The sequence below is a fragment of the Paenibacillus ehimensis NBRC 15659 genome, assembly GCF_004000785.1.
Lineage (GTDB): Bacteria > Bacillota > Bacilli > Paenibacillales > NBRC-103111 > Paenibacillus_G > Paenibacillus_G ehimensis.
In genome coordinates this window covers 81,687-94,268 of sequence record NZ_BILX01000012.1, presented here as the reverse complement: position 1 = coordinate 94,268, position 12,582 = coordinate 81,687, and the positions used below count along the sequence as shown (strand labels likewise).

Genomic DNA, 12,582 nt, shown 5'->3' with positions numbered 1-12,582 from the left:
CCGGCTTACCGGCTCAAATACGCTTCGAGCTCCTGCCGGAGCTTCGCGCTGATGCCGGTCATCGGGAGGCGGAGACCCTCCGAGGCGATAATGCCCTGCCGAGCCAGAACCCACTTGACCGGGGCCGGATTGGATTCTTGGAAAAGAAGCCGAATGAGCGGAAGCAGCCCCTCGAACGTTTGTTTTGCTCCGTTCAAGTCTCCTTCGGCGAACCGCCGGTGCATTTCGACGAATGCTTCCGGCACCACGTTGGAAGCGGTGAGGATGCCGCCCTTGGCCCCGCAGCAAAGCATTGCGTAAGCGAAGGAATCGTCGCCGCACAGCACCGGCTTGCTGCTTGAGCGGGACAATTCCGTCAGCAGCTGAATGCCGCCGGAGCTGTCCTTCAGACCGATCACCCCGTCCAGCTCCAGAACGGTCCCGGCCGTCTGTGCCGTAAGCCCCACCCCGGTACGGGACGGGTTGTCGTAGGCGATGACGGGAATGCCGACCTCCGCCGCTTTGCGGAAATGGGCGGCGATGCCTTCCTGCGACGGGCGGTTATAGTAGGGGACAACGACAAGCACGGCATCCGCGCCAAGCTGTCCGGCAAGCTCCGTGCGCTTCACGGTCGAGGCGGTATCGTTCGTTCCGGTACCGACAATCACCGGCAGTTTCCCGCCTACGGCGTTCTTTGCGGTCTTGACCAAAGCTTCGACTTCTTCCCATGCTACCGTCGGCGATTCTCCCGTCGTCCCGTTGACGATCAGGCCATGGATGCCGCGGTCCGCAAGCCAGCGAACATGCCGCTCGAATGAAGTTAAATCTACGGCGCCGTTGCTGTCGAACGGGGTGACGATCGGGACGTAAACACCAGTTAGCTGCTCTTGGGTTAGCATTTTTTACATTCCTCCATGGAGTCGAATAATTTTCTTGGCTCTACTTTACCATGGATCGAATCATCGGAGTTAGTTATAATAAGTGATAATCATCATCAATAATATTGATAATAGGGGCGAAGATCACATGGAACTGACGTATCTCCAGACGTTTCGCGAGGTGGCTAAACGTCAAAGCTTTACCCGGGCTGCTGAGGAGCTTGGCTATGCGCAATCCAGCGTCACGATGCAGATTCAGAAGCTGGAGCGGGAATACGGCGTTTCCTTGTTCGAGCGTCATGGCAGGCAGCTTCGGCTTACCCCGCCCGGTGAAGTGCTGCTGAAGCTCGCCGTGCAGATGCTGGATCTGTATGCCCAGTCCAAAGAAATCGTCGGGAATCAGGTTGGCGGGACGTTGACGATCGGCACCATCGATTCGCTGGCGGCCTACTACCTTCCTCCTTATTTGCAGCAGCTGAGGGAACGGTTTCCCGAACTGAACATTCATATCCAAGCGGAACGCGAGTCGCTGATCGTCAGCAAAGTGAAGGAGGGAGAGTTCGATATCGGTCTGCTGCTCGACGGCAAGCCGGTTGACCCGGCTCTTCGCTGCGAGACGATCCGGGAAGAGCCTCTGGTGCTGATCGCGCCGCCCGGCCATCCGCTCACGCAGCGTTCCGGCGGTGTAAGCGTGGATCATTTGAACGGAGCCGAGCTGATCATGTCGGAGGAAAGCTGCAATTACCGGGGCATGTTCGAGAACGTATTAAGAGCGCACAACATCTCGTTTCACATCCGCTTTGAGCTGGGCAACCCGGAGGCGATCAAGCAGTGCGTGATGAACGGGCTCGGCGTGGCCCTTCTTCCGCAGATCGTCGTCGAAGAGGAGGTACGGCGTGGGCGCCTCAAGGTGCTGCCTTTTGCCCATCCCGATATCCGGTTCGATCTGCAGCTGTTCGTCCATCCCAAGAAATGGATGTCGCAGCCGCTGCTGGCGTTTATCCGTCTGCTGAAGCCATGAGCGAATGTGTACAGCCTGAAGCGGGTTTCATTCATTTATAAAGGAACGCCAAAAAGGGGGATTCGCAGCGAGCCCCCCTCCCATATGCTTGTGCTTGAATAAAAAAGCCCAGGCCGCGGCCCGGGCCTTGTGCCCCGAAATTAGATCCAGAAAGCACAAGATACGATTACCAACAAAATAAACAATACGAGGATTACGCCCGTAGAAGTAAAACCGCCGAACCCTTTTACGCAGCTCATACATCCATCCTCCTTCCGTGTGACCTAGTATACCTTATGATGGTCACAGGCTCCTTGATTGGGTGGGCGGGAAAATGTGCGTTAGCGGAGATGCCGGAATACGGCGGCGGGTCATAAAGGAGCGTTTTCCGGCGGGCATTTGGATTAAAATTGTCTGCTCTTTCCTATGGACATGCAGCACAGCCTCAGTCACACAAGCGGCTGCATACCTCTCTCCAGCCAATCCTCCCGCGTCGGGCCGTAAATATCCGGAACTCTGAGCCCGGCTTGGCGCATCAGGACCGTCATTTGGCCCCGGTGATGAATCTGATGCTGGATCAAAATCCGCAAGGTCAGGCCGTTCGGCCACGTATCGCCGTACATCTCCGTCGTTTCTGCCAGCTTGGCGTCCGTCCACTGGGTTTGGACGGCATTCCATGCCGCTTGAGAGGCGTTCCGGTAAGCTTCGGCGATCGCAGCCGCCGAGGCCGGCGCATGCTGATCGTCTCCGGCCGATGCGAATTCCAGGCCGGTCCGCGACAGCATCTCATGCACCGTCGTCGTCAGGTGCCAGGCAAGCTGTCCGAGCGTCCGATGGTCCGGAGTAACTGCTTGGTTCAGGGCTTCGTCGGTCAAGGTATCCATGACTCTCTGTGTAGCGGCAGCTTCTTGCTGCCATTCGGCTATAAAATCGGCTGTTTTGACAAACATCTCGTATTCCTCCCTGCGCTCGCAATTTAGCGTACCTCTTTACAATAGCATGGATTCCCTGACAACTGTATGTCAGGGTTGCCCGTAGAGCCGCGCAATGGCGAGCGCCTCCTCCTGCACCCGACGGGCAACGGCTTCCGGCTCGAGCACCTTCACATTGGCGCCGTACGACAGCAGATGGGCGTACGTCCAGGGCGCGTCCGGATGGGAAGCGCGAACGATGAGCGTCCCGTCCGGGCCGTACTCGATTTGCTCGGGCTTGTAATAATCCTCCACCGGAACCCGGACCTTCGGGGTGAATTGCAGCACGAGGTTCACGGAATGGGGGGAGTCGCGCCGCGTCCAGCGGCTGTCCAGATCTTCCGCCGGCAGCTGACGGCGTTCGAACGTCTCCATTCCGGCCTGCAAATTCCGCATCCGGGACAATCTGAATATCCGAAAATCTTCCCGCAGCCGGCAATAGCCGTACATGTACCACACGTAGCCTTTGAGCACCACGCTCATCGGTTCGCACAGACGCTCGGCCTGCTCTCCTTTCCCGTTCGTATACTCGAAGGCAGTAAGCCGGTTTTCCCGGATCGCTTGCCGTAGCGTTTCCAGCTTTTCTTTGTCGGCGGTGCCGTTCCTCCAGGGGTTCATATCGATGATGATCTGCTTGGAGGCGTCCTTAACGCTTCCTTGCTCGGATTTCGCCAAAAGCGCGCCGACTTTGTCCAGCAGACTGCCGAAATGCCGGTCGTCCAAAGTGGTCTGCATGCCGCGCAGCGCAACGATGAGCGACTGGAGTTCGTCGAAGGACAGGAGCTGACGGTCCAGCCGGTAGCGGTCCGTAATCTCGTAACCGCCGGTCTGACCGGCGTAAGAAATGATCGGAATCCCCGCTTGGTTGATCGCTTCGATATCCCGATATACCGTCCGCAGCGACACTTCGAAGCGCTCGGACAATTCCTTGGCGCTTACCCGTTTGCGGTTAAGCAGCAGCATGGTGATGGCCAGCAGCCGGTCGAGTTTCATAAAAGTGCAGCCGTCCTTTGTTCCCGATTTGATGTGGTTTGGTGTTCATGCCTAATTCTCCGCACGTGCAGCCGAATCCTTTTTATCAGGGCGTCCAGTTGCTTTTTAACCATTATGAAGTAAAGCAAAAGAGCGCCGTTAAGCGCTCTTTCATGGTCTATAGGGGAATCAACATTAACGGATCGTGATCGTACCGGCTTCGGACTTCACGTCCGCCTTCAGGATGTCCGAGAAAAAGGCCAGCGGCACATACATTTTGCCTTCGCTGTTGATCGCCGGGGCGATGCCCAAGGAGACCGGAGCCATTTTGTTGATGACGTACTCATCCTTGCCCGTCCGCACGACCGTCCATTGGGCCCCCTTGTGCAGCTCCACGGCTTGCTGCTCGGCGTTCCATTTCAGCTCGTAGCCAAGGGCTTCGGCGACGATCCGCAAAGGCACGGTCACGGTGCCTTTGGCGTCCGTGTAAACGGCTGCGTCGACGGTGGACAGCTCGCTGCCGTTCACGATAAGCTTCTGCGTCCGGCCGCCCGGTGTCTGCGCTTGATTGGGCAGCGGGATGGTGAATTCCGGCATGCCTGCGGCGTAAGGCGCGATCTCGTACGGCCCGAAGACGATGACGGCGCTGCCTTGGTGGATATAGAACGACTGTGTATCGTCGATGCCTTCGAAGCCGTCTTTAAAATAATCGTCGGGATGCTTGGCGATCTCATCCTTGATGTGTTTGTCGATCGTCTGCTTATAGTCCGCGCCGAACAGGTCTTTCAGCTCGATCCGCTTCGCCGTGTCTTGATTCAGCACGTTGTATGTATCGGTGCGCGGCAAACCGTGAGCTCCTCCCGTATACGTATAGGTCGTCACGGCGATAGAGAACAGGCCCGCATCGGCCGTGCCGCCCCCGGCCTTCACTTTGTATGTTACGGTGACCTCGTACGGTCTGAATTCGTAGCCCGATTTTTTGGCATCGGCTGCGTCATTTTCCGCTTGCTTCTTCAGCAGCTCCAAGTCTTTCATCGCATGACGCTCCAGGATATCGTTCAACTGGTCTTGATACTTTTTATCTTTCAGCCCTTCGATAACCGGGATGCTCAGGTCCGCGGAGTACAAATCGGTCTTCTCTTGTACGGGCTTGGCCGATACCTTGACGGCATCCTGTTGAACGGCTGCGGAGATCGGCACGGCCTGGACGGGAGCGTTCGCGGAGGAAGGCTCGGCGCTTGCCAGGGAATCAGGGATGCCTGCTGTCAGCAGGCAAGCTCCTGCGATACCGAGGGTCAATAATTTGAACGGTGTTTTCATAAAAGTCCCTCCTAAGTTGTATGACTTGATGCTTTGATTATAGGACGGATGGCTGGCAAGAAAGTTACAATCAGGTTACAAACTCCCGCTGACGGCCGGTTTCGGTAGAAGATGATTAGAAGTCTTTTTTTACTTTGATGCGGCTGTGCCGGTTCATTACAATAAAAGGTACATCAATTTTGTCGGGTACAAGAATGGGAGGAAAACAATTGACCGTATGCCATCTGCACGATTGGGGCTGGAACGACCGGCGGGAGGAGGCGTTCGCCTCTTACCGTGAGGCCGGACTTGAGCCGGGGCGCATCATTTTGGAGCATAAGCACGTTTACCGCGCCGTTACGGCTGGCGGAGAGCTGCTCGCCGAAGTGTCCGGGCGGCTCCGGCATCAAGCTGCGGGCCGGGCCAATTATCCCGCCGTCGGCGATTGGGTGGCGCTTCAACCGCGGATGGAGGACGGGCGTGCGATCGTTCACGCCGTGCTTCCGCGGGATAGCAAGTTTTCGCGCAAAGCGGCGGGGAGTGCCGTCGAGGAGCAGATCGTCGCGGCCAATGTCGACACGGTATTTTTGGTGCATGCGCTGAATGCGGACTTTAATGTGCGGCGGCTGGAACGCTACTTGACCTTGTCCTACGAGAGCGGCGCGGCGCCCGTCGTGCTGCTCAGCAAAGCGGATCTGTGCGAGGACGTGCCGGGCAAAACGGCCGCTGTGGAGGCCGTGGCGCCGGGCGTGCCGGTGCATGCGATCAGCTCTGCGCGCGGCGAAGGCTTGGATGCGCTGGCCCCTTATCTGAAGCCGGGGCGGACGGTGGCCCTTCTCGGGTCCTCGGGAGCCGGAAAATCCACGCTGGCCAATCTGCTCTACGGCGAGGCCATCTTGGATACCGGGGAGATCCGCGAGGGTGACGGCCGGGGTCGCCATACGACGACCCACCGTGAGCTTGTGCTGCTGCCCGGGGGCGCGCTGCTGATCGATACGCCGGGAATGCGGGAGCTGCAGCTGTGGGAGGCGGAATCCGGCCTTGACGCCGCCTTCCGCGACGTGGAGCTGCTTGCCGTGGACTGCCGGTTCGGCAACTGTACGCACCGGGAGGAGCCCGGCTGCGCGGTGAAGGAAGCGCTGGAGAACGGCACGCTCGACCGGGGACGGTATCATAACTACGTGAAGCTGCAGAAGGAGCTGGCGTTCCAAGCCCGTAAGGAAGACAAGAGCTTGCAGCGGGCAGAGAAAGACCGGTGGAAAAAAATCCACCAGTCGATGAAAAAGCATCCGAAGCGTCCGTTGGATTAACGATACCGTACAAAGCCCATTCCCTTCGAGCACCGGAGAGAATGGGCTTTGCGCTTGGTTTTGCCGGACGAGTCTTTCATTTTCGGCCGGTTCGGTATACAATCCAGAGACAGCTTCAAATATAAGGGAGAACCGTATATGTGGACGAACCGGAACGTGTGGATTGTCCTGGCGGGGGAGTTTATCGCCGGGCTTGGCTTGTGGATGTCGATTATTGCCAACTTGGAGTTTATGCAGCAGAAGGTACCTTCCGACTTCATGAAGTCGCTTATATTATTCGCCGGACTGCTCGCCGGCGTGCTGTTCGGTCCGCTGGCCGGGCGGGTCATCGACACGACCTCGAAGAAAAAGGTGCTGATGCTTTCGGGTGCCGGCCGCCTTGTCAGCGTCTGCTTTATGTTTGTCGCGCTGTATTTCGATTCCATCTGGTGGATGGTGCTGTTCGCCGTGACGCTGCAAATATCGGCCGCCTTCTATTTCCCGGCTTTGCAGTCCGTCATTCCGCTGATCGTGAAGGAGCGGGAGCTGCTCGCCTTAAACGGCGTCCATATGAACGCGGGTACGATCGCGCGTATTCTGGGGACGACCTTGGCCGGGCTGATGCTGACCGTGATGAGCCTGCAAGGCTTGTACGTCGCCTCTTTCGTGGCGTATGTGGCGCTGCTTGCGTCTACCGCCTTCCTGAACGTGCCCGAGTCCGGCCAGCGGCAGGCGAAAGAGGCGTCGGCCGTACCGGGCGGGGAGCCGGCGGAAGCTGAAAACCGCGGCAGCGATCCGGCAGGACAGGCGCCGCCTGTGGAGCAAAGCGGCTTCAAGGCGCTGCTGCCGGTGCTGCGTTCGGAGCCGACCGTGCTGACGGTGCTCTGGCTGACGCTGGTGCCGACGCTGTTCATCGGCGGGTTCAACCTGATGGTCATCAACATCAGCGAGCTGCAGCACGATGCGCAGGTGAAAGGGCTGCTTTACGCCGTGGAAGGGGTCAGCTTCATTCTGGCCGGCTTTCTGGTCAAATGGATGGCCGACCGGGGCGGCTTGATGAACCGCCTGTTCCTGTTTGCGGCGGTCGTGGCGGCGGCGCAGTGTCTGCTGTATTTTGCCGATTCCAAGCTGTGCGCTTTGCTTTCGTTCGGATTGTTCGGCTTGGCGGCGGGCGGATTTTTCCCGGCCGCGTCGACCTTGTTCCAGAAGCAGATCCCGAAAGCGTACCACGGCCGGTTTTTCTCGTTCCGCAGCATGCTCGACCGCGTCGTGTTCCAGGTCGTTCTGCTGAGCACGGGGCTGCTGCTGGATTCGATCGGGCTGCAGCTCATGGTGCTGCTGTACGGGGTGCTGTCGTTTCTGCTCGTCGCCGTCTTTGCCGTTCGCGAAGCCAGATCGGCGAAGAAGGATCGCGCAGAAGCTTCGTTATGATTCGAAACAATCGAAAGCCGGCACTTTCCAAGTAGAAGGGGCCGGCTTTTCGGCCTTTAATTTTTAGGCAAGCTGCGCTCTGCCCGGAACGGGAAGCCTTCCAGACGCAGCAGCCGCGTTTTGGCCTCCAGGCCTCCGAGGTACCCGGTCAGGGAGCCGTCCTTGCCGATCACCCGGTGGCAGGGCAGCACGATCGGCAGCGGATTGGCGCCGACGGCCGCACCGACGGGCCGGGCCGCCAGCGGCCTTCCCAAGACCGCGGCCAGCTCCGCATATGTCCAGGTGCTTCCGTACGGAATGAGCCGGAGCGCTTCCCAGACCTCAAGCTGAAACGGGGTTCCCCGCACGTCGAGCGGCAGGTCGAACGGGGTACAGTCCCCCCGGAAATATGCGGCGAGCGGCTCCATATAGGGGCGCAGCGCCTCCGCGCTTTCCACCAGCGCTGCTCCAGGCCAATGAAGGCTTGCCCAAGCCGCCAGCTCCCCGGGCTTCTCGTTCGGAAAACGAATGCGGCAAAGTCCCTGATCCGTCGCCGCGATCCTCAGCAGCCAATCTCCGTCCCGATAGGCGGTCCAATAAACGTACGGCGTCTGTGTGCCTTCGCCAGAGCCGTCCGAAGCCTGCGAAGCGTTCCGTGCGTTGGAAATAGCGGCTGCCTTTAACATGAGCGTCCCTCCTCCATTCTCTTCTTCGATGGATATAAGCCCGAGGCTTCCTGCGCCTGCCGATAGGCGGTCGGCGAGAGCCCGGTTCGTTTATGAAACACGGTCGAGAAATATGCGGCATTCGGGAAGCCCGTGCGGAGCGCCACTTCGGTTACCGTCTCCCCGGTTTCCTTCAGCCGCCGCTTCGCCGCCTCCACGCGCGTGGCTGCGATATATTCCGCGGGTGTGACCCCGGTCAGCCGCTTGAACGTGCGGTGCAGATGATAAGGGCTGGCATGCTGTGCTTCCGCCAGCACGGCGAGAGTCAGCGGCTCCGCATAATGCGCCTCGATCCACTTGGCGGTATGCCGGATCCATTCTTCGTCCGGCATCCCCTTGCCGTCGGGACGGCATCGCTTGCAGGGGCGGAAGCCTTGAGCGGCGGCATCGGCCGCGCCGCGGAATATCCGCACGTGCTCTCTCTTCGGCGGCTTTGATTTGCAGGAGGGCCGGCAAAAGATTCCCGTTGTCTTCACGGCGTAAATCAATCGGCCATCGAACGCGGCATCATTGGCGATGATGGCGTTCCAGATATCGTCGGTTAACACCGGCTCCGTCCGTTGGCGGTCCGCCGGCCGTTCATGCTGGTCAGTCATAGCGATCACCTCACGAGCTCAGTATACCCCGGCAGGTCCTGCGATGTAAGGGGGGACGAGTGAGAGCGCAAGATTTCAAAAGCGAACGAGCCCGGAGTATGGTAAAAAGGTATCATGAAGAAAAACAGCGCACGTTGGTTGGACAAAGGAGAGAATGGATGATGAACGAAGCACGGCTTGGGGCAGAGCTTGCATTTCAAGAAGGATGGAAGGACGGAGGACGCGAGGGGGAGCTCGTCCCGCGGGGGCCTTTCCGGTTTTCCGCGGCTCTCGCCTATATGGCGAGGTCGGAGAACGAATGCCTGTTTTACGTTGACCAAGACCGCGTGTACAAATGGATCGAAGCCGGGAACGAGCGGGTGCTCGTCGAAATCTTCGGCGGTCCGGAGGATCGCACCGTACGTCTGCGGTTTCTTGACGAAGCCGCGCATGGGAAGCCGCAGGCACGTATGGCGGCGGCCCGCTACGTGTGGGAGTGGTTCGACTTGGGGACAGATCTCGATGCGTTTTACCGGCTGGCCGAGAGCGACCTGCTGCTGGGGCCGTTGGCGGACCGGTTTTACGGGCTCCGCTGCATCGGCATTCCGGATATGTTCGAGGCGCTGTGCTGGGCCATTCTCGGGCAGCAGATCAATCTGGCGTTCGCCTACACGCTCAAGCGGCGGTTTGTCGAGTCGTACGGCGCTTCCATGGCATGGAACGGCCGGGCGTATTGGACGTTTCCCGCGCCCGAAGCGATTGCGGGACTGTCGGTGGCCGATCTCACGCCGCTGCAGCTCACGGCCAAAAAGGCCGAATATGTGCTCGAAACGGCGGCGCGGATGGCGGACGGCCGACTGACCAAGGAGCGGCTGCTGCGCTTGCCTGACGCGCAAGCGGTCGAACGCGAGCTGACCGCTATACGCGGCATCGGGCCATGGACGGCCCATTACGTGATGATGCGCTGTCTCCGGCTGCCGTCGGCTTTTCCCGCCGGAGACGTCGGGCTGCAGAACGCGGTCAAGCATTTGTTCGGCATGGACAGCAAGCCGACGCCGGCCGAGCTGCAGCGGCTTGCGGCCGGGTGGAGCGGCTTCGAAGCGTATGCGACCTTTTATTTGTGGAGGGTGCTGTATTGAATTAAGCTTCCGCAGCGCCCTTGTCCCCGTGCCGGATCGAGGCCAGAAACTCTTCCATCTCGCAGGCGGGCAAAGGTTGGCTGAGCAAATAGCCCTGCACGGTATCGCAGCCGATCTGCTTCAGCCGGGCGAGCTCCGCCTCCGTCTCCACGCCTTCGGCGACCGTTCGGAGTCCGAGCGCATGGGCCATGTCGACGATCGCTTGGACCAGAGCCCGGTTGACCGGATCATGGTCCAGCCCCCGGATGAACGTCTTGTCGATTTTGAGCACGCTGAAATCGAACTTTTTCAAGTACGCGAGCGCGGAATGGCCGGTGCCGAAATCGTCGATGGCCGTCCCGACGCCAATCCGGCGCAGTTCCTTCAGCAGCCGGATCGTCGCCTCGGCCTTCGTCAGGCCGGCGCTTTCCGTGATTTCAATCTCCAATTGGGCAGGATCGACTTGGTGCCGCTGCAGGGTTTGCCGGATGCGTTCCGGCAAATGAGGCCGGTGCAGCTGCCGCGCGGATAAATTGACGGCTACTTTGACCGGATAGCCCAATATTTCTTCCCACCGGACGTGCTGCCAGCAGACGTTCTCCAGTACCCATTCGTCCATATCCGCAATCATGCCGATTTCTTCGGCCACCGGGATGAACTCCTGCGGGCTGATCAAGCCCAGCACCGGATGGTTCCACCGCGTCAACGCCTCCAGCCCGACGAGGCGGCCTGAGCGGCAGTCCATCTGCGGCTGGTAGAATACCTCCAGCTCGCCGTCCATCGCCGTGGCGCGGAGTCCGTTCTCCAGCACCAGCCGCCGGGGCAGCGTCTCGGTCCAATGGGGAGCGAACAAACGGTAGCCGTTGCGCTGTTCCTTGGCCGCGTACATCGCGGAATCGGCATGCTTTACAAGCGTTTCCAGGTCGCTTCCGTCTCTCGGGTACAAGCTGATGCCGACGCTTCCGGTGATATACAATTCGTGCGGGTCCACATGGAACTTCTGCGCCAGCTCCTTCAGCACGATATCCGCGACGTCGGTCGCCTCCTTCGGATCCTGCAGTCCTGGCAAAATCACTGTAAATTCGTCGCCTCCAAGCCGGGATACGATCTGAGGCTCCTGGATGCAGCGGCGCAGCCGGTTTGCCGCCTGCACAAGCAGCCGGTCCCCGATCTCATGGCCGAGCGAATCGTTGATGATCTTGAACCGGTCGAGGTCGATGAAGAGCAGTCCGACCATCGTGCCGCATTGCTTCGCATCCAGCAGCGCCGCGTTCAGCTTGTTCTGGAACTGACGGCGGTTCGGCAGCCCGGTCAGCATGTCGTAATGGGCCAAATACCGGAGGTTCTCCTCCGCCTGAATCCGTTCCGTAATGTCCGAGAAAATGCCGACATAAGTGCGGATATTCCCCTCGTCGTCTTTGACCGCTTTGATCGTCAGCCATTCCGGGTAAATTTCGCCCGTTTTGCGCTTGTTCCAAATTTCGCCTTGCCAGCCGCCGGTCTCCCGGATGGAGGCCCACATCCTCACGTAAAATGCCCGATCCTGACGTCCCGATTGCAGCATGCTCGGCTTCTTGCCGGCCGCATCCCTGGCGGTGTAGCCGGTCACCGCGGTGAAGGCCGGGTTGACCGCCAAGATCGTGCCTTCCGTATTGGTAATCATGATCCCTTCGTGGGACGATTCGAACACGCTGGCATGCATCCGCAGCGTTTGCTCGGCTTTTTTGCGTTCGGAGATATCCGAGAAAATGCCTACATAATTGGCGATCCGGCCCGTCTCGTCTTTGACGGCATTAATGATGAGCCATTCGGGGAACACGCTGCCGTCTTTCCGCCGGTTCCATATTTCGCCTTGCCAGCTTCCCTGCTGGCGGATCGAGGCCCACATGTCGTCGTAGAACGCCTTGTCCTGCTTATCCGACTGGAGAACTCGCGGCGTCGAGCCGATAATCTCGCCGGCTTCGTATCCGGTCATACGGGTGAAGGCCTGATTCACATCCATAATCCGATTCTTGGCATCCGTGATCACAATGCCTTCCTGCGCCGCTTGGAACACCCGCGCATACAGCCGCAGATGCTTCTCCGAGCGTCTCCGCCGATTGGCCTCCCGCAGCAGCCGGGCGTTGTAGCGGCGGAGAATAAAGTAGAATACGACCGAATTCAGAAGAAACAGCCCCCACCGCAGCAGCAGCGGCACGTCCGGCATGCCGTAGCCCAAAGCATTGAGCAAGCCTGACACCTTATCCACGGCCAGCTCGGCCAAAAAAATAAGAATTAAATTCGATATAATAAAAAACATCGTCAAGGAGTCCAAAACGGGCAGCTTGCCCCGGTTAGCGGATTTCATAGTACCTTCCACCTTTGTC

12 protein-coding genes are annotated in these 12,582 nt (G+C 59.2%); 4 read left to right on the top strand and 8 right to left on the bottom strand.

What is annotated here, in order from left to right; translation table 11 throughout:
* Positions 1-5 precede the first annotated feature (5 nt).
* On the bottom strand, positions 6-878 hold the full coding sequence (dapA, locus tag PEH01S_RS09785; protein WP_127485119.1) for a 4-hydroxy-tetrahydrodipicolinate synthase: 873 nt from the start codon (positions 876-878) through the stop codon (positions 6-8).
* A 127-nt stretch (positions 879-1,005) separates the two neighbouring features.
* Here dapA and PEH01S_RS09780 point away from each other — a divergent pair, with 127 nt between their 5' ends.
* Positions 1,006-1,878, top strand: coding sequence for a LysR family transcriptional regulator (locus PEH01S_RS09780; RefSeq protein WP_025852095.1), 873 nt, complete (start codon positions 1,006-1,008; stop codon positions 1,876-1,878).
* Between the two features lie 140 nt (positions 1,879-2,018).
* On the opposite strand, the gene PEH01S_RS35385 is transcribed toward PEH01S_RS09780, so the two are convergent.
* The 4 genes from PEH01S_RS35385 to PEH01S_RS09760 form a co-directional block, all read right to left on the bottom strand.
* Positions 2,019-2,117 (bottom strand): dihydroorotate dehydrogenase, encoded by a 99-nt coding sequence (locus PEH01S_RS35385; protein WP_084159703.1) that lies wholly within the window; start codon positions 2,115-2,117, stop codon positions 2,019-2,021.
* Positions 2,118-2,306: 189 nt separating this feature from the next.
* Complete coding sequence (locus PEH01S_RS09770; RefSeq protein WP_025852092.1) at positions 2,307-2,807, bottom strand: DinB family protein; 501 nt, start codon at positions 2,805-2,807, stop codon at positions 2,307-2,309.
* 72 nt (positions 2,808-2,879) lie between these two features.
* Positions 2,880-3,821 carry a helix-turn-helix transcriptional regulator gene (locus tag PEH01S_RS09765; protein ID WP_025852090.1) on the bottom strand — a complete coding sequence of 314 codons (942 nt, stop codon included), beginning with the start codon at positions 3,819-3,821 and terminating at the stop codon, positions 2,880-2,882.
* A 174-nt stretch (positions 3,822-3,995) separates the two neighbouring features.
* Positions 3,996-5,120 carry a PdaC/SigV domain-containing protein gene (locus tag PEH01S_RS09760; RefSeq protein ID WP_127485117.1) on the bottom strand — a complete coding sequence of 375 codons (1,125 nt, stop codon included), beginning with the start codon at positions 5,118-5,120 and terminating at the stop codon, positions 3,996-3,998.
* A gap of 209 nt (positions 5,121-5,329) precedes the next feature.
* Here PEH01S_RS09760 and rsgA point away from each other — a divergent pair, with 209 nt between their 5' ends.
* Complete coding sequence (rsgA, locus tag PEH01S_RS09755; protein ID WP_127485115.1) at positions 5,330-6,409, top strand: ribosome small subunit-dependent GTPase A; 1,080 nt, start codon at positions 5,330-5,332, stop codon at positions 6,407-6,409.
* Positions 6,410-6,547: 138 nt separating this feature from the next.
* Positions 6,548-7,819, top strand: coding sequence for an MFS transporter (locus PEH01S_RS09750; protein WP_127485113.1), 1,272 nt, complete (start codon positions 6,548-6,550; stop codon positions 7,817-7,819).
* A gap of 56 nt (positions 7,820-7,875) precedes the next feature.
* Here PEH01S_RS09750 and PEH01S_RS09745 read toward each other — a convergent pair whose 3' ends face one another.
* Both PEH01S_RS09745 and PEH01S_RS09740 read right to left on the bottom strand, forming a co-directional pair.
* On the bottom strand, positions 7,876-8,484 hold the full coding sequence (locus tag PEH01S_RS09745; protein ID WP_025852084.1) for a methylated-DNA--[protein]-cysteine S-methyltransferase: 609 nt from the start codon (positions 8,482-8,484) through the stop codon (positions 7,876-7,878).
* Positions 8,478-9,119, bottom strand: coding sequence for a bifunctional transcriptional activator/DNA repair enzyme AdaA (locus tag PEH01S_RS09740; RefSeq protein WP_127485111.1), 642 nt, complete (start codon positions 9,117-9,119; stop codon positions 8,478-8,480). Before PEH01S_RS09740 ends, PEH01S_RS09745 begins: the two co-directional genes overlap by 7 nt.
* Positions 9,120-9,277: 158 nt before the next feature.
* Here PEH01S_RS09740 and PEH01S_RS09735 point away from each other — a divergent pair, with 158 nt between their 5' ends.
* The gene (locus tag PEH01S_RS09735) at positions 9,278-10,237 is read left to right on the top strand and encodes a DNA-3-methyladenine glycosylase 2 (protein ID WP_127485109.1); all 960 of its coding nucleotides are present in this window, start codon (positions 9,278-9,280) and stop codon (positions 10,235-10,237) included.
* A gap of 1 nt (position 10,238) precedes the next feature.
* On the opposite strand, the gene PEH01S_RS09730 is transcribed toward PEH01S_RS09735, so the two are convergent.
* Complete coding sequence (locus PEH01S_RS09730; protein ID WP_164827758.1) at positions 10,239-12,563, bottom strand: bifunctional diguanylate cyclase/phosphodiesterase; 2,325 nt, start codon at positions 12,561-12,563, stop codon at positions 10,239-10,241.
* Between the last annotated feature and the right edge of the window lie 19 nt (positions 12,564-12,582).